This window comes from Vibrio porteresiae DSM 19223 (assembly GCF_024347055.1).
GTDB lineage: Bacteria > Pseudomonadota > Gammaproteobacteria > Enterobacterales > Vibrionaceae > Vibrio > Vibrio porteresiae.
The window spans coordinates 1,675,885-1,693,032 of sequence record NZ_AP024896.1; the positions used below are offsets into that span (position 1 = coordinate 1,675,885).

The window sequence follows — 17,148 nt, forward strand, 5'->3', positions numbered from 1 at the left end:
TACTCTAGACTTCTCGTTAGCTAGAAATGAAGTTCTTTGTATACACATTGCCTCGTTGGATTACTTGTAACTCCCCCGTCGTGTCGTACGCAATAGCAATTTACTTTTCCACGCTATCAGCGCCGAAATCGGCCCAATATTTTATAGTTAAATTAGGATATACATATGTCTACTCCAGTTACTGGTACAGTTAAATGGTTCAACGAAACTAAAGGCTTTGGCTTCATCAAACAAGAAAACGGTCCAGACGTTTTTGCACACTTCAGTGCAATCACTGGTGACGGTTTCCGCACTCTAGCTGAAGGCCAAAAAGTTGAGTTCGTAATCACTCAAGGTCAAAAAGGCCCTCAAGCTGAAAGCATCAAAGTACTTTAATTCTTAAAAGAATTCCTAATAGCCAGCTTTAAGCTGGCTATTTTTTTATTTGTTTTTTAAATAACTTAATTCTTTTAATTTCAATATATAATCAAACTGCATATCAAATGAAAATAAATTTTAATTATTAAAAATTTTTTTATTTAATAAAAAATAATTGCAATCTTCTCGGTTTGTTTTAATAAACTAATTCCCTCATCTTATCCTATTACTGTTTCAACAGAGCTCAACCTTCCAGCGACTCACGCCTAAAGCATACTGTGTGCCATACGGTATCTTGTTCAACTAGTAGCATTCTCTTTTGCGTTGCCTTAAGTTAATATTAATCTTAATTATTAATACTTTAGCGCATCAGACATGATAACGACCTTACTTGAGAACCATCTTGGATGGACTCACAACAGTGAAGAACACCGTAAAGCCTTTCTCAACGTCGTTTGTGCCGGACTTTTGGCTTGCACCAATCTATTTTTTATCATTTATAACCTCACAATAGAGCATAATGTGTCGTTAGTCGCAGCCAATGGAGTGACTCTTTTACTGGCGGTGTTTTCTCAGTATTTACTCTTTTCCCATCAACGTTTATTACTTTCGTCACTGCTGATCAACGGGATTGTAATGGCGCTGACCCATTTCTATATAGTGTGCGTTGGTAACCAAGAGTACGCATTGGTCTTTGCTATGGTCACGCCCATATTAGCGATAGTGACACTCCCTTTTCGCGTCAGCCTATTTTTTATTTTTGGGCAATTTATTTTCTTCAACTATTGGTTATACAGCCATTTGGATACTTGGCAGCCAACATCATTTGACGTCGCCAGTTACGCCAACTTGGTAGCGGTGTGGCTCATTCTCAGCACACTGATCTTCTATCTCGAAAGAAGCCGAGAAAAGGCTTATCGCGAGTTAAACCAACTCAATAAAACCTTGGAAATCTGTGCCACCGTCGATGGGTTAACTCAAGTGTATAACCGACGCTACACTGAAAAACTGATTGCCCAACAAGCCAAAGGATACTGTCTAGCGCTTATCGATGTTGATAACTTTAAGCAACTCAATGATACCTATGGGCATTTAATCGGTGATGAAGTGTTAAAGCAGATAGCCAGAGTATTAACCGAAGTCTTTCCACAGCCCAATTTGGTCGGTCGATGGGGTGGTGAAGAATTTATTGTCGTCATTCCCAACGGTATGATTCCAAGTGGTGAAACGCTGGCAGAGCATGCACGAAAGCAGGTAAGTGAAACCAACTTCAAGATCTGCTTGCCAGTCTCCATCAGCATTGCCTTAGTGCACAATCATGATGCCAGTTATGACGATGCCTTGCGGGTTGCAGACCACGCACTCTACCGCGCTAAAGCACAAGGTAAGAACTGCGTGGTCACGTCGACATTTGCTAGCTCAGGTGTTACTGAGGTTTTACCACCACTAACACAGAACGCGCATTAATCTCCATATCAGGCGTTGGCCGATGAGAAAGGCCCAAACACTTCATAGTGAATAGACTCACTGGCAACGCCTAAACTCAAAAGCTGTTTAACGATATGCTGCATAAAAGGCAAAGGGCCGCACAAGTAAAAGTCGGCATCCGTTGGCAAAGAGACATCCGCTAGGTTCATACGCCCTGAAGAATACTGCCCAGTAGCCCCCTCTTCATACCACACCTGTTGATGCCATCCGTGCTCTTGCACAAGTGCTGCTGTCTCATCACAAAACACATGATCGCTAGGTGACGGGCAAGCATATAGATAAGTCAGTTGCTCTTTACCGGCTTTGGCTAGCGATTGCACCATCGCTTGAATTGGCGTCACGCCAACACCTGCAGAGACGCACACCACGGGCTTATCACGTTCTAGATAGTAAAAATCCCCAGCTGGCGCATAGACATCCACAACAGAACCTTCTTTGATATGGTCATGCATAAAATGTGAGACCGTGCCGCCATGCTCATCGTTCAGCTTTTTCACCGCAATACGATAGGAGTGCCCATTAGGCGCTGCAGATAAAGAGTATTGGCGAATTTCACGATATTCACTGTTCGTAGGCTTTACTTCAATCCCTAAATACTGACCCGGCAAATAGTCCATCACCGCTTCACCATCCTCAGGGACAAGAATAAAGCTGGCTACGCTGTCAGATTCTTGCTGAATGCGACTGACTACGAATCGGCGCGTCCCACGCCATCCACCTAGTGCAGCTTGGTTCTGAGAGTAGATCTCGTCTTCACGACGAATAAAGACATCCGCCAAAAAGAGATAAGCTGCCGTCCAAGCCTCTTCAACTTCTTGAGTAAAGTCCTCTTTCGCCAACTCACGTAATGTCTCAATGAGGTGCGTACCCACAATCTGATAGTGCTGAGGCTGAATGTTGAAACTGGTGTGCTTATGAGCAATCCGTTCCACTGCAGACGTTAAGGCCGCCAAATTATCGATGTTTTGGGCATACGCAGCGATGGCTTCAAATAACGCGACACTTTGTCGTCCACTTTTCTGATGAGACAGATTGAAGATGTGCTTCAATTCTGGGTGATGACTTAGCATACGTTGATAAAAATGGCGGGTCAGTTCAGGGCCAGCTGATACCAACAATGGAATAGTACTTTTAATGACCGCAATATGGTGTTCAGTGAGCATAAAGTTTTCCTCTATAGCTGATTATCGTTGTTATTGTTAGGACAAAGCGAAGTAACACATCCGATGGACAACTTCACCATGCCTTATGCCTAGAGCACACTCCATGCCAATACGTAACACTCAGATATTAATGATATTTTTATTTTTCGTTATCTATTTTTGTGTCAATTTGACAAATTGCCATTTGGTCTTTTTGACTGCATAATATCGAAAAAACCAGCTTTGGATTGTTATGCAAGATTTCTCCATTTCAACGTTAGTCGATATGACGGTTGGCCTCGCCAGTGGCTTAAGCGATCAGGACCGATTCAGCAAGCTACTCGATGCGGTGCGTAAAACCATTCAATGTGATTGTGTGGTGCTCATGTCCAAACAAGCAGACACCCTTGTACCACTTGCGATGCAAGGACTAACACGTGACACCTTAGGTCGACGTTTTGTGCTTGCCGATCACCCACGCTTGGATCTCATCTGTCGTTCCAATAGCCCAACCCTGTTTGATGCCAACTGCGACCTTCCAGATCCCTTTGATGGCCTGTTACTCGACCATGACGATGAACTTCTAATGCACTCTTGCATGGGTCTACCTTTGATCTTTGGCGATGAGCTGCTCGGCGTTCTCACACTCGACAGTCTTCGTCCCAATATGTTTGATCATCTCTCCAAGCGCAGTTTAGAGGGACTGGCAGCCATCGCCGCCTCCAGTTTAAAAATGGCATTAACCTTTTCCCAATTGGAAGCACAGGCGCGTCAAACTCAATTACGTTTCGAACAGCTCAATCAAGAAGCCTCGGAAAAAGATGGAGGAGAGATCATCGGTAGCAGTGAGGCGATGCTGACCATGAAATCCGACATTGACGTAGTTGCGCCATCCAGTTTTAACATCCTTATTCACGGCGAAACTGGCGTGGGCAAAGAGTTAGTGGCGCGCACGCTACACATGCAGTCTCCTCGAGCTCGTCAGCCATTAATTTACGTCAACTGCGCCGCCATACCGGAAAACTTGGTGGAGAGTGAACTTTTTGGTCACGTCCGTGGGGCATTTACCGGGGCCGATCGTCATCGACTCGGCAAGTTTGCCCTCGCCGATGGTGGCACGCTCTTCTTAGATGAAATTGGCGAATTGCCCCTCGCAGCGCAAAGTAAGATTTTACGTGCTCTGCAAAACCACGAAATCCAGCCGGTAGGGCAAGATAAAGTCGAAACCGTCAACGTGAGAATTCTTGCCGCCACCAACCGTGATTTAAAACAAGAGGTTAAAGAAGGACGCTTTCGTGCAGACCTTTACCATCGCTTAAGTGTTTATCCGATTTATGTACCACCACTTCGCGAACGCAATGGTGATATTTCCCTGTTGGCTGGTTACTTCTTGGAGAATGCGCGCCGCAAATTAGGCATCGTTCAATTGAAGATGCTCCCATCCGCTCTGCATCATTTGGTTCATTACCCATGGCCGGGCAATGTGCGTGAGTTGGAACATGTGATTAACCGAGCAGCGCTAAAGGCGAGAGCGCGCCTCAGTGGCAAATCTTTAGTCACAGTGACCAGCGAAGATATTGGTCCCTTAGATGACGATCTGAGCGATCACACTCAAGAGCATCTAGTGGGTCAAACTCAAGGGGCAAACAGCACATTAAACGAGGAGACAGGTCTTAGAGAAGCGACTGATGAGTTTCAACGTAACTTGGTGATACAAGCCTTAACTCAAGCGGAAATGAATTGGGCGGAAGCGGCCCGAACGCTCAAAGTCGATCGGGCCAATTTAACACGTTTAGCGAAGCGCTTAGGCATTGAAGTGTCACGCCATCACACCATTACTTGTTCCAAAACGAATTAACATAATGGCGCACTTTGAGCATCAGTGCGCCTTGTGGTTTAAACTTCTTCTTAAGCGGTTCCTCTGATGACTCCACCAATTCTTCACTTAGCTCCGTTACAATCGGAGCTTGGCAAAGCTCGGGAAACGCTTGCGTGAATATCTCCATAAAGTCTTGACGAATCAGTTGTTCAAACTGGTTAGCCCGTTCTGTCGGACAAAAAATCATAAAGTGCACAACCAACTCACCCGCATTGGTACTAGTGATTTCAATATGTGGTTCAGCACTTGGCAAATCGACCCCGGCATGTTTTTCAATCATGCTGTTATAACGGCGCGCGACATCGATAAAGTGGCTAAAGTGTACCTGAATCCGAGCGCGAATTTCTGGCAGTAACGGGAACAGATTGACGAAATGAGGCACCACAATTTTAAAGTTATGAAACACATAACGTTTCATAAAGTTGAGGTTTTTTACTGGATGGATAAAAAACATGCTGTTAGGTAACGTGGCGGTTTTACCGGTGTAGTGATACTGACCATGCAGCAGATCAATCTCTTGAATCACCGTCGCCATCATATTGTGATCGATCACTTCACCACAAAGCTGCCCGACTTCAATCCAGTCGCCGACACGAAACGAACGAGAACTCGCCCGTTGAATCGAGCCAGTAAGACACAAAATGATCTCTTTCGATGCGACCACAATCGCCACCGCAATCGCTGTCACTGAAAGAGCAAATTCACTGATTTCCGATTGCCACAAAATAAATAGCGCGAGCAATGTACTAGCAAACACGCCATTTTTGGTGCGTGACATCCATTTACGTTGATCATCACTGAGAAAAGAGACATCGCCACGAATCATGCCAAGCAGAAAACGGCGAGCAAACCCCATTACTATTAAAATTAGCGCGGTAAATACCAGCTTATAAGTCATTAAAAACGCCACGACCGCGTTAAATTTATCCATCAAAACTCTTCTCCCCACTCATCAATGCGGTGGTTATATCAACTCACTGAGAAGAGCATAGTAGCTGAGAGTGGGAAAAAGCACGTAAGAAGATGGTGAAATTACGTGTTAGGTCAAATGTTCGCATCAATAAATAGCAACCAAATGCATAACAATCAGGAGAGAAACAAGAATTTCCTTATCCTTTAGAGGGATAGAAAGAGATAGGCGGTGAGAAAACCTCTACCACGCGGGAGAAAAAGAAAAGGCGTTGAGTGAGCCCACTCAACGCCAAAAGTAAGGAAAATAGGACGGTTCTTTTAAGCCTGATAGCGGCTTGCTGTCCGTTCAGCAATTTTGACAATCACATCGACCGCTTGTTCCATCCCTTCGATAGTAATAAATTCATGGATGCCATGAAAATTGTAGCCACCTGTGAAAATATTTGGACAAGGCAAGCCCATAAAGGAGAGACGAGCACCGTCTGTACCGCCGCGCACTGGTTTAATCAAAGGCTCAACATCACAGGCTATCATCGCCTCTTTGGCAATCTCGATAATGTGTGGATGGGGTTCAATCATTTCGCGCATGTTTGAATAGCTATCTGTGATCTCTACGCTCACTGAACCTTTACGCAGTTCACGATTTAACTGCGCTACAGTCGCTTCCACTAGCGCCTTTTTCTCTTGTAAGCCTTTTGCATCAAAGTCTCGGATAAAATAAGTGAGCTCTGATCGCGCCACACCCATTTTCGCCGCAGTAAGGTGGATGAAACCTTCATAACCTTCAGTATGTTCTGGTGTCTGCTCCGCTGGCATTTTTTGAATAAACTGAGCAGCAATGTACATCGCGTTGACCAGCTTACCTTTCGCAGTACCAGGGTGAACACTGACCCCATGACAAATCACTTCTGCGGTCGAGCCATTAAAGTTTTCAAATTCCAATTCACCAACAGGACCACCATCAACGGTGTATGCCCACTGTGCGCCAAATTTTTCCACATCAAAATGGTTCGCACCGCGACCAATTTCTTCATCGGGAGTAAAACCGATGCAAATATCACCATGAGGAATCTCAGGATGTTGAATCAGGTACTGCACCGCCGTCATGATTTCAGCCACACCCGCTTTATCATCCCCACCAAGGAGCGTTGTACCATCGGTGGTAATTAAGTTATACCCATGCAGCGTGTGTAGCTCTGGATATTGAATTGGTGAAAGAACTTCATCACCTTTGCCCAAAGCAATATCACCACCTTGATAGTTTTCAACGATCTGTGGTTTCACATTTTTCCCAGAAGCATCGGGTGCCGTATCCATATGGGAGATAAAGCCAATGGCAGGAACGGGAAAAGAGACATTGGATTTGAGTTTTGCCATCACATAGCAACGGTCATCAATGCTCACCTCTGTCAGCCCTAACTGCTGCAGCTCTTCATAAAGTGCTTGAGCAAACACCTTCTGCCCCGTAGAACTTGGGCAATGATGATTCTTTGGTTTGGATTGGGTTTCAAAAGTCACATAGCGCAAAAAGCGATCAACAAGATTTTCCATTACAGGTACTCATGTTCAGTCAAAACTCAGCGCAAGGAACTCCTGAGCTGAAAGAAAATGCTGCCATAGCAGCCTAATGCCTTTCATACTACGCATTTCGCACAAAGATAGTTTGCTGCAAATCAGTTTTTGTTGAATTAGAAACCAGTGTCATAGCCTCAACTCGTTTCACAACACATTGATTCGATGAATTTAAATGCGTTATTTTTAGTGAAATTAATGATACTTTCGTGTACATTCTTGCACCGCACTCGGAAGCCACATCACAGACTGTAACGAAACTGAGTTATTTCATTGTAATGTGCTTTGCGTAAACTCAACTAACCAACTAGGGTTAGTACAGACTCTTTTCCGAGAACCAAATTACAATTACTAGCAACGTCATAATGCCTCTTGTGGCCCGTCACTGGGCCCTTGAGGCTTTTCTTTTTCTGGCGACACTGAATCGATGACGAACAGGGAAAACGGTTCACAAACAATCCATTTCTGAGCCGTTGTGGGGAATAATTGACAAAACAGTGTCTTAAACAAGACACAAGCCGTTCGGCTTTGAGCGAAGATAATTTCATCCTAAAGACAATAGGATACCTCCACTGTCTTTGATTCCCGCAGCCACTTCCGCTGCGGTTTTTTTTGTTCTCTGCAAAACAAACGCAAATCCTTAGCTTACGACGCACAACATACGGCTTGTTCCTCCGGCTACTGACATCAACAGCATGCCATCTGGCGACGGTGAAAAGTGTTCGCCGCTGAGCAAATCCAACCACTTTTGCGAAGTGGCAAAGGTAAATTGGCGTTCCGCACTCGATTTATTTAACGCAACCAGCCCCTGCTCGCCACGGGTGAACGCCAGAAACTCTTTATCGACTTGTACCGTTTTCATTGGCAAGCCATGCATGCGATTATGAAACTCAATTTTTCCGGTCATCTCTGGCTCATACCACTGGTTTTGCCATCTTGGCTGACCATCACCATTGACGATGCCACTGGTATTGAGGTCGCTGTAAATCAGGGGAACTCCCCCATCTCGCCCAAGCAGATAAGTGTAGGCCAACGCTTCGCGCTGATCAGCCATAACTAAACTTCTAAACACCTGATTATTTGGAATATCATGGGTAATCGAAAAGGTGACCGCGCGATCTTTTGACAGCGCTTCACCAAAGCAATAGGGGTCAACTAGGGTTGCTAGGTCACCGTTGTCTGCCATGGCATTAAACAGGGTTTGAAACAAAGGAAAGTCATACGCACTCAACTGAGTTTCAGCCAAATACGGCTGGAGAAACAGCTGATACTCTTGTTTGGTTGCGCCGCCATCAGTGATGATTTCACCAAAGATATGCATGTCTTGAATCACCTCTTCGCTCCAGACCTGTTTGATGTGATTCAATGTAAGGTGCTTCGCCGCGTCAATACGAAACCCTTGAATTCCGAGCGATTTCAAAGCCAACAAAAACGCCTTTTGCTGTTCAATCACATAGGGTGAATCTTTTAAAGTGGGCAGTCCGCGATCATGTGGACCACCAGTAATGCGCCCGTTTTGCACTTGCCACTTATCTTTCCAGTCGCGAATACCAAACTCGGCAACGAAATCTTTCTCCGTAAACAGTGGTTGGCTCAAATCACCAAAAAGAGTTTGCTGCTGATAATAAGCAGCGTGCCGTTGATAATCGTCCAAATCACGCTGATTGGGATAAACCAAGTCATTACGCAGCTTCGATTCATTTGCCATATGATTGAACACCACATCTGCATAGACCCGAACACCCACTTGGTTAAGCTTTGCAATCATGGCGCTTAAACTTTCTTTGTTGCCCAATTGGTTATCGATAACCCGATAATCTTGCGGCTGATAGCGCTGCCACCATGGTGTGCCGCACGGATGTTTGAACGATTTCATCGGTGGAGAAATTAACACGCTGCGATATCCGCAGGCAGCAATCCTCTCCGCTCTGGCTTGAATCATCTCATAGGGCCAGTCGAAGGCATGTAATATGACATCTGTTGGTTGAGTAGTCATGAAGGCAATCCCTAGTTAAACCGCAAGTCCGTTCGACAAGCTATCGAAAACCACCGCTGCGGCATGCAACCATCATTATAGGATGGACTGAAATCAATCACCGAAATTCATTACTAAGCGACCAACTGTCGAAAAATCGATAGTAATCAATCAGTCTGGTCCGTTTTTGCTAGCTTCTTACCCCATGTAACACAAGATTATGGGTTGAGCTACACACCAGAACCCGCTACGCTGAGATACACTGTTCATAAATTAAGCACCTCTATTACTCAAAAGAGAGCTTCTGAGATAAACAGCAACAGAAAACCAGTAAGCCAATATAGTGTCTAATGACCAGCATATGCATGGCTTTGCCTTGTTTTCACCTTGACTAGGAACGCAGATCACGGATTAAAAGAGGGACAGGAAACACAGGTTATGCGCAAGATAAAAATTGATATCGTGGCAGATGTTGTCTGTCCTTGGTGCTATATCGGTTATGCCAGACTACAAAGGGCGATCAAATCACTTGAATCAGAGTTAACCATTGAACTCTATTGGTATCCCTTTGAGCTTAATCCGACCATCGCTCCTGGTGGTGAACCTTTGTTGCAATATCTGGTGAGACAGTATCAGACTTCAGAACAAGCGTGTCGTGAGTTGCAAGAGCATGTCACTCAGCTTGGGTTTGAAGTCGGAATCCGTTTCGATTTTGATGACGACATGGCGATGTATAACACTCGTAAAGCGCACCAGTTAGTGCAATGGGCCATGCAACATCGTTGTCAGCAAGCGTTAATCGAACGTCTATTTCACGCCTATTTCACATTACACTTGCCTATTGATGATGAAGAGATTCTTCTGTCGATGGCAACAGAAGTCGGTCTTGATCGCCAGCTATGCGAGCAAGTTCTTAAAGAACCTTCTTGGTCTGGCGTTGTGGCCAACATTGAAACTCAATGGTTACAAGCTGGCATTCAAGTGGTTCCGGCGATGATTATCGACGAGCAACATCTGCTCAATGGCGCGCAAAGTGAAGAGGTTTGGGTCAAACAACTGCGAGAGATTGCCGCTCAACCGCACCACTCTCGCGCTCATTAGCTCTCTCAGATCACTTGCATGCTCATGCCATAATTTAAATAGGCATGTCTAAAGCCGTAAGTATTGAAGGTTACCGTGACTCCATCTTGTGAATAGGCCACTTGCTGCTGCGATTGAAATTGCTCAATCACATATCGCATTCCTGCCGGCGTTGCCGGAAAATCCAAGCGTACACCCGCACCAATGCATTGGGCGTAGGTTTGTACTTCCATGCCATTGATTTGATAAGACGGTGCCTGCTGCACATCTTGTTCATAAGAACGGCATTCACTGGACGGAAACGTCAGCCCGACATTTTTACTGCCATAACTATTTTCAAAGATCACCACCCGGACCATAGGACCTAAGTCAGAATCGATGCCATCCCCAACCCACATATCGGCCCGCGCCATCGTCTGAAACGCCATGAGAAAACTCATAGGGATCAACAACACATTCCATCGCATAAACGTCACTCCCTTCTCCGCTGTTGTTTCAGTATAAACCACACAGGCCAAATCATCTTTCCTAACTCGTGTTCACATAATCTGGTTTAGCTATTGTTTCAATCGGCACAGAGATCGCAGTCTTATTACAAGGAATTCAATACAGTAGAAACTCAATACCGAATTCATAAGGACATTCTGATGGGGATTTTTCGCACCGTGCTACTCCCACTGCTGGTTTGTTGTAGTGCCAGTTCCAGCGTGTTTGGCAAACAGGTTGAAGTTCATGATCCAGTCATGGCATTCGACAATGGCACTTATTACGCCTTTAGTACCGGCCCTGGAATCACTTTTTATGCGTCGAAAGACATGAAAAATTGGCAGCATATGGGACGAGTGTTTGCTACCGAACCGACATGGGCAAAAAAAGTGGCTCCTGAATTTAATGGCCATCTTTGGGCGCCAGATATTCTGCAACATAACGGTCAATACTATCTTTATTACTCCGTTTCCGCGTTTGGTAAAAACACCTCTGCCATCGGCGTTACCATATCACCAACCTTAGATCCTCAATCTCGCCACTATCAATGGATAGACCAAGGTATTGTGGTTCAATCGGTACCCAATCGCGATGACTGGAACGCTATCGACCCAGCCGTGACCTTCGATCAAAGTGGCACACCTTGGATGGCTTTTGGCTCATTTTGGAATGGTTTGAAACTGGTCAAATTGGATCCTTCTCTTACCCGACTCGCCGAACCACAGCAATGGTATAACTTGGCACGCCGCCCTAATGATGAAAGCGATGAAGCCAAAGCCGGTAACGGTGCGATTGAAGCGCCATTTATCTTTTATAAACAAGGTTATTACTATCTGTTTGTTTCCTTTGATCTGTGTTGCCGCGGAATGGACAGTACTTACCACATTCGTGTCGGCCGCAGTAAAAAAATCCAAGGGCCATACTATGACAAAGCCGGTAAATCGATGCTTGAAGGCGGTGGTACTTTGGTGTTGAAAGGGAACAAAAACTGGGTTGCCCTTGGCCATAATGCGGCTTACACCTTTAAGGGCAAAGATTACATGGTGTTCCACGCCTACGAGACAGCGGATAATGCGCTACAAAAACTGCGCATTCTGCCTATCCATTGGAAACAAGGCTGGCCAACTGTCGTGCAATCAGACCTCGACACGCGCAAAACTAATTTGGTCAACAAACTGCCATAAGCGCTGGTATTGTTTACCCCAAACAGAAAAGGCTCATCTACACCAGATGAGCCTTTTTCATGCCGTTCATAGAATTTGAGAACTACTCTTTCGCTAGAGGCTCTTTTACCAATTTCACCTCTTTACCTTTCATAATATTAGCGACCTGTTTCAGCGCGCCTTTTACTTCATCAGAAGAGCGTAATACGGTGTAGGTCAAATCAAAGTGTTTGGATTCACCCGCTTTAATGGTAGGTACCAACCCCAGTGGACGCTGCAGCTTAGTGTTGTAAGAGTAACTGGTGCCTGGTTCAATCCCAGTCACATAACCTTGGCTTTCGGTGTCGGTATTTTTCCAAAGACCAATCACTGGTAGCTGTTTCACATTGTACTGAATAGACACACCTGAGTTAGCCGCTTGGTTGTTAAGCACGGCTAAAGTATTGCCTTTGCTATCACCTAGGGATTTCAAATTGAACACCATCTCATCAAACCCTTTTGTTGGCCCCATATAGGTTTGCCAATCTTTTAAGCCCGCCTTAGCGTAATCGTTAAAAGGTGAGATTTCTGATGCAGCGATGGTGACTTTTGCGCCTTTTTCTAAGATGGGACGACCAAAGTTAGAGTGGTAAATAATTTGGTATTCATCGTCATAATCGGCAACGTTGGTGAGAGTGTCATGAATAGAAAATGCGTTTGAGCCCGGTACCGTTTGTAACTCGGTCATGGTCACGAGCTGCGTTTTCTTAAAGGTTCGTTCTGCCACTTGACCCAGCACGGTAATCTTGTGTGGTGGTTGATCATCAATGATCACTTTCACCATAGAAGCTGGTGTATTTTGCACACGTCCATGCAAAGTCAGCAGGTGACCGTCATCGTCATAGCCAGGGTGACCGGTCCATTCAAAACCGCAGCGCACCATCATTTCATTAAAGCCATCTAGCCAACCAAGACCATTACGACTTTCTAAATCGATGTAAGCAGGATTCACAATTTCCTTAACCGGAGAATCCCAACCCAATATGCGATGCCCTTGACGAGCCACTTGATAGATCCCCATACCGCGAGTGGGCACCAAAGTGACCGACAGTTCACCATTATTGATGACCAAAACGTCCACGCCCGCTTGTTTGCCACCATGTAGCTGACGCTTTTCAATGGAGAAAGCAGGGCCAGAGGTCATACCTAAAGTACTGCTGGTGACTTGCCAGTTGCCGACATCACTTCCCGTTGCTGCATGCGTTAATAGAAATTCAGCCGCTTGAGTGTTAAGAGAAGCCAGCGCAAGGGTAATCGCCGCAAGGGTTAGTTTCACTTTCATAGATTTTCCTTATTAGTTTCTGCATTTTTATTGGACTGAATCGATTCAGCAAAAAGAATACGCTCATGAGCAACGGATTCAATATGCAAAAACACACATCGTGATCGTAGCAATAGGAAGTCAGAAAAAGTGCATAAATTTTGATTGCTGAATCACTTTCAGCACAAAACTCTGATAGGGAGAGTGTGATGTAGATACAAAATCGAACTTGCACTAGGGATGTGTGGCTAAATCTGAGGAGCTTGATGAATATTACTGATTGAAATCATTAGATAAAAATAAAGGCCGCCGCGGCGACCTTATAGGTAAACAGAGCCGATTAATGAATCGGTTGTTCTGACTTTGCGTAGTACTTACCAAAAAATTGCTCTAGCACTTCTGGAGTCAGTTTGCCTTCTGCTTCTAGCTGTTTTAGCTCAGCAACAATCGCTTGTTGCTCTTCAAGTGAAGGAAGTTTTACTTCTGGCTCTTCACCCATTTCCTGAGACATCAGTTCTAGTTCTTTTTCAAAATCGCTCATGATCTTTACCTAGTTAAATTGCACTGATGGGGAGTTTACCCAACTCCCCATACAGATGCTAGGGTTTACAGCTTGAAGCTGCTTACCATGCGGTCCAGACGTGAAGAAAGATCCTTCAACTCATGGCTCGCATCCGCCAGTTGTTCAGCGGTATTGGTGGTCATCTCGTTGATCGCGTTAATCTCTTCAATATTAACGTTAATCGCATGTACCACGGTCGATTGCTCTTCCGTTGCTGTTGCCACTTGAATATTGCGATCAGAGATATCGTGGATACGCTCAGAGATATTGGCCAATACACCCACTGCTTCATCTGCAGCGCTCACACCATCTTGAGTCACTAGCTGACCTGCCAACATCGCCTCTACCGCGTCTTTCGCATCAGATTGAAGTTGGTTAATCATGGCTTGAATTTCGTCTGTCGAGCTGGCAGTGCGTCCGGCAAGGTTACGTACTTCATCCGCTACCACCGCAAAACCTCGACCTTGTTCACCAGCGCGCGCCGCTTCAATCGCCGCGTTTAAGGCGAGAAGATTGGTTTGCTCAGAAATGCCGCGAATCACTTCCAAAATCGACCCGATATTTTGGGTAGTATCAGCCAGTTGCTTCACCACCGCGCCAGTACTTTCCATGTCAGTTGCTAAACGACCAATCACGTCTTTGGCTTTATTGACCACGTCACGTCCAGTATCGGTATTTTTCGATGCGTCGGTGGCGGTATCTGCTGCAGTAGAAGCATTGGATGCGATTTCACTGATGGTCGCGCCCATTTCATTGATTGCTGCAACCACTTGTAGCGTCTGATCACGCTGCTCTTGGCTGTTGTCGTGGGTGGTAGAGGCTTTCTCAGCAACACGATTTGCCGCACTTTGTAGCGCATTACTGGTTTCAGCCACTTCACGCATTGAAACATGAATTTTCTCGATGAAGCCGTTAAAACCTTGCGAAAGCTGAGCAATTTCATCATGCCCTTCCACCGCGATGCGTTGTGATAAATCACCGTCGCCACGGCCTAGCTCAGTAAAACGCTGTGCAAGTAAACGAATTGGGTTAACGATACTATTGGCGAGCCAAATACCGCCAAGAATAAAGATGATAGCCACAATCAGGGTGGTCAACAAAATGCGATGCGTCACATTGTTAACATCCGCAAACACCTCATCAACTGGAACCGCACCAATAACAAACCAGTCCATCGACTTAATGTAAAGGCTACCGACAAACACATCACGACCGTTAGACTGAGTTTCAATCAGGTTAAAACCGTTTTTGTTCAGCAGCTGACGAGCACTCACACCGTAAAAATCGCTTAAGGTACCGTGAGATTTGCTGGTATCGCGGTGAATTTGGACTTTACCCTGCGCATCGGTCAAATAAACATAACCGGTTTTTTCGATATGGAAGCCGTTCAAAAACTTCACCATATCATCCATCGATTTGGATACGCCTGACAGCGTAGTCCCAGAGACGTTTTGGTAGTTAGCAAACATTTTCACATCGCCATTAGCTTCTTGGAACATGCTTACCATCGTTGGGTTATTTGACTGCACAAAGCCATAGAACCAACCATCTTGCTGATGGTTAAGTTGGCGCAAAAAGCCATTTTGATTCCAGTAGTACGCCGTTTGACGGTTAGCGACTGAAGCATCGTTTAATGCATACTGACTGCGAACGTTGTTTAAAGTTTGCACCACCATACTCTCTTGAGCAGGGTCGATGTCTTTATCATTAATCGCTTGTTTGATGAACTCGTTGGACGCTAATTGACGAGCGGCATTGAGCAGTTGTGACACTTGCCCATCCACTTCATCGCCAATTTGATTGAGCATGGAAGGCAGCTCGACTTCCACCAAACGGTGGCGCAATACTTCGTGTGTTTGACGCTGCGCTATCATGCCAACCACCATAGTGGAAGCGAGTACAGCGAGAGTGATCCCAATGATCACTTTTTGTTTAATGCTTAATTTGTGTAATGACATCATGGCCTCTGCGTGGCGATATGGCGTTTCTTTTTATACTTTGTTCATGACCAAAAATTGACAGGCAAAATTTAGCAACCACTAAATTAGCATCTCTATCAGGTCAAAGGGTCGCGATTGTAGCTGAAATAGCCACAAATGTTTAACGAAATTGCCATTTGAACCTTGATTAGTCGAAATGACCGCCACACCTTGTATCACAAGGGCTACAAGATGATGAATTAATCACCAAACACATTTTGTGACGATTTTTTACGGAACTTTTTCGCTGTAAGATTCACTAACTTCTGAATAAGCTAAAGAGACTAGGATGTTATGCAGTCAGAAACCTTTCAAACACTCAAGAATTATCTGAACCAACAAGTGATTGGACAACATGCCTTAGTAGAGCAACTACTGGTCGCTCTACTAGCCGATGGACATATTCTGGTTGAAGGCCCTCCGGGCTTAGCAAAAACACGCGCAGTTAAGGCGCTAGCAGGATGCATCGAAGGGAAATTTCACCGGATTCAATTCACGCCCGACTTGCTACCAGCGGACTTAACCGGTACCGATATCTACCGTCCAGAAACCGGTGAATTTACTTTCCAACCAGGTCCGATTTTTAATTCATTGGTACTGGCCGACGAAATCAACCGTGCGCCAGCCAAAGTGCAAGCGGCTATGCTCGAAGCGATGGCAGAAAAGCAAATTACGGCAGGGCGTAAAACCTATGCGTTGCCAAAACTCTTCTTAGTCATGGCGACTCAAAACCCGATTGAGCAAGAAGGCACCTACCCGCTTCCAGAAGCTCAGCTCGACCGTTTTCTATTGCATCTTGATGTGGATTACCCTGATGCAGAGCACGAGCTGGCGATTTTGCGTTTGAACCGCGGTGAAGCCAAAGGTGAAAACTCACAAAACAAACCTCGCATCTCTCAAGAAGCGATCTTTGCGGCACGCCAAGAAGTGCTGAATATTCATATGGCCGAAGCGATTGAAAACTATTTGATTCGCCTCATCATGGCCACACGCAAGCCAGCCCAATACGATGCCAAATTGGCAGAGTGGATCGAAATGGGCGTGAGTCCACGTGCCACGATTGCACTTGACCGCTGCGCGCGCGCACATGCTTGGCTTAATGGTCGCGACTTTGTGAGTCCTGAAGATATCCAGACTATGATCTTCCCTGTGTTGCGTCATCGCCTGCTGCTCTCTTACCAAGCACAAGCGGAGAATATTCATCCCAACCAAGTCATTGCTCACTTACTCTCACTAGTAGGTAGTGCGTAAGG

13 protein-coding genes and 1 pseudogene are annotated in these 17,148 nt (G+C 45.4%); 6 read left to right on the forward strand and 8 right to left on the reverse strand.

The window, feature by feature from the left end:
• Positions 1-165 precede the first annotated feature (165 nt).
• Both OCV11_RS24155 and OCV11_RS24160 read left to right on the forward strand, forming a co-directional pair.
• A complete protein-coding gene (locus tag OCV11_RS24155; RefSeq protein WP_068716393.1) occupies positions 166-375 on the forward strand; it encodes a cold-shock protein in 210 nt (69 codons plus the stop codon).
• A 357-nt stretch (positions 376-732) separates the two neighbouring features.
• Positions 733-1,824, forward strand: coding sequence for a GGDEF domain-containing protein (locus tag OCV11_RS24160; protein WP_261896999.1), 1,092 nt, complete (start codon positions 733-735; stop codon positions 1,822-1,824).
• Positions 1,825-1,832: 8 nt separating this feature from the next.
• Here OCV11_RS24160 and hmpA read toward each other — a convergent pair whose 3' ends face one another.
• Complete coding sequence (gene hmpA / locus OCV11_RS24165; protein WP_261897000.1) at positions 1,833-3,008, reverse strand: NO-inducible flavohemoprotein; 1,176 nt, start codon at positions 3,006-3,008, stop codon at positions 1,833-1,835.
• Positions 3,009-3,240: 232 nt separating this feature from the next.
• Here hmpA and norR point away from each other — a divergent pair, with 232 nt between their 5' ends.
• Entirely contained in the window at positions 3,241-4,845 is a 1,605-nt protein-coding gene (gene norR, locus OCV11_RS24170; RefSeq protein ID WP_261897001.1) for a nitric oxide reductase transcriptional regulator NorR, read from the forward strand.
• A gap of 97 nt (positions 4,846-4,942) precedes the next feature.
• On the opposite strand, the pseudogene OCV11_RS24175 reads toward norR, so the two are convergent.
• From OCV11_RS24175 to OCV11_RS24185, 3 genes and pseudogenes are all read right to left on the reverse strand, one after another.
• Positions 4,943-5,797 (reverse strand): annotated as a pseudogene (locus tag OCV11_RS24175) (mechanosensitive ion channel family protein); the annotation flags it as partial.
• A gap of 299 nt (positions 5,798-6,096) precedes the next feature.
• Positions 6,097-7,329: a peptidase T gene (pepT, locus tag OCV11_RS24180; protein ID WP_261897002.1), complete on the reverse strand. Its 1,233-nt coding sequence runs from the start codon at positions 7,327-7,329 to the stop codon at positions 6,097-6,099.
• Positions 7,330-7,990: 661 nt separating this feature from the next.
• Complete coding sequence (locus tag OCV11_RS24185) at positions 7,991-9,346, reverse strand: alpha-amylase family glycosyl hydrolase (protein WP_261897003.1); 1,356 nt, start codon at positions 9,344-9,346, stop codon at positions 7,991-7,993.
• A 417-nt stretch (positions 9,347-9,763) separates the two neighbouring features.
• On the opposite strand from OCV11_RS24185, the gene OCV11_RS24190 reads away from it, so the two are divergent.
• Positions 9,764-10,426: a DsbA family oxidoreductase gene (locus OCV11_RS24190; protein WP_261897004.1), complete on the forward strand. Its 663-nt coding sequence runs from the start codon at positions 9,764-9,766 to the stop codon at positions 10,424-10,426.
• A gap of 5 nt (positions 10,427-10,431) precedes the next feature.
• Here OCV11_RS24190 and OCV11_RS24195 read toward each other — a convergent pair whose 3' ends face one another.
• On the reverse strand, positions 10,432-10,872 hold the full coding sequence (locus tag OCV11_RS24195; protein ID WP_261897005.1) for a hypothetical protein: 441 nt from the start codon (positions 10,870-10,872) through the stop codon (positions 10,432-10,434).
• A 180-nt stretch (positions 10,873-11,052) separates the two neighbouring features.
• On the opposite strand from OCV11_RS24195, the gene OCV11_RS24200 reads away from it, so the two are divergent.
• Entirely contained in the window at positions 11,053-12,075 is a 1,023-nt protein-coding gene (locus OCV11_RS24200; RefSeq protein WP_261897006.1) for an arabinan endo-1,5-alpha-L-arabinosidase, read from the forward strand.
• An 82-nt stretch (positions 12,076-12,157) separates the two neighbouring features.
• On the opposite strand, the gene OCV11_RS24205 is transcribed toward OCV11_RS24200, so the two are convergent.
• From OCV11_RS24205 to OCV11_RS24215, 3 genes are all read right to left on the reverse strand, one after another.
• Complete coding sequence (locus OCV11_RS24205) at positions 12,158-13,375, reverse strand: aldose 1-epimerase family protein (protein WP_261897007.1); 1,218 nt, start codon at positions 13,373-13,375, stop codon at positions 12,158-12,160.
• A gap of 319 nt (positions 13,376-13,694) precedes the next feature.
• Positions 13,695-13,895 carry a restriction endonuclease subunit S gene (locus OCV11_RS24210; RefSeq protein ID WP_261897008.1) on the reverse strand — a complete coding sequence of 67 codons (201 nt, stop codon included), beginning with the start codon at positions 13,893-13,895 and terminating at the stop codon, positions 13,695-13,697.
• 65 nt (positions 13,896-13,960) lie between these two features.
• Positions 13,961-15,877: a methyl-accepting chemotaxis protein gene (locus OCV11_RS24215; protein WP_261897009.1), complete on the reverse strand. Its 1,917-nt coding sequence runs from the start codon at positions 15,875-15,877 to the stop codon at positions 13,961-13,963.
• A gap of 312 nt (positions 15,878-16,189) precedes the next feature.
• Between OCV11_RS24215 and OCV11_RS24220 the strand changes: the two genes are divergently transcribed.
• Positions 16,190-17,146: an AAA family ATPase gene (locus tag OCV11_RS24220; RefSeq protein ID WP_261897010.1), complete on the forward strand. Its 957-nt coding sequence runs from the start codon at positions 16,190-16,192 to the stop codon at positions 17,144-17,146.
• The last annotated feature ends 2 nt before the right edge of the window (positions 17,147-17,148 follow it).

Bases quoted from the DNA above. Each gene is read 5' to 3' on its own strand.
- OCV11_RS24155 (WP_068716393.1), top strand. From the start codon at position 166: ATGTCTACTCCAGTTACTGGTACAGTTAAATGGTTCAACGAAACTAAA.
- OCV11_RS24160 (WP_261896999.1), top strand. From the start codon at position 733: ATGATAACGACCTTACTTGAGAACCATCTTGGATGGACTCACAACAGT.
- hmpA (WP_261897000.1), bottom strand. From the start codon at position 3,008: ATGCTCACTGAACACCATATTGCGGTCATTAAAAGTACTATTCCATTG.
- norR (WP_261897001.1), top strand. From the start codon at position 3,241: ATGCAAGATTTCTCCATTTCAACGTTAGTCGATATGACGGTTGGCCTC.
- pepT (WP_261897002.1), bottom strand. From the start codon at position 7,329: ATGGAAAATCTTGTTGATCGCTTTTTGCGCTATGTGACTTTTGAAACC.
- OCV11_RS24185 (WP_261897003.1), bottom strand. From the start codon at position 9,346: ATGACTACTCAACCAACAGATGTCATATTACATGCCTTCGACTGGCCC.
- OCV11_RS24190 (WP_261897004.1), top strand. From the start codon at position 9,764: ATGCGCAAGATAAAAATTGATATCGTGGCAGATGTTGTCTGTCCTTGG.
- OCV11_RS24195 (WP_261897005.1), bottom strand. From the start codon at position 10,872: ATGCGATGGAATGTGTTGTTGATCCCTATGAGTTTTCTCATGGCGTTT.
- OCV11_RS24200 (WP_261897006.1), top strand. From the start codon at position 11,053: ATGGGGATTTTTCGCACCGTGCTACTCCCACTGCTGGTTTGTTGTAGT.
- OCV11_RS24205 (WP_261897007.1), bottom strand. From the start codon at position 13,375: ATGAAAGTGAAACTAACCCTTGCGGCGATTACCCTTGCGCTGGCTTCT.
- OCV11_RS24210 (WP_261897008.1), bottom strand. From the start codon at position 13,895: ATGAGCGATTTTGAAAAAGAACTAGAACTGATGTCTCAGGAAATGGGT.
- OCV11_RS24215 (WP_261897009.1), bottom strand. From the start codon at position 15,877: ATGATGTCATTACACAAATTAAGCATTAAACAAAAAGTGATCATTGGG.
- OCV11_RS24220 (WP_261897010.1), top strand. From the start codon at position 16,190: ATGCAGTCAGAAACCTTTCAAACACTCAAGAATTATCTGAACCAACAA.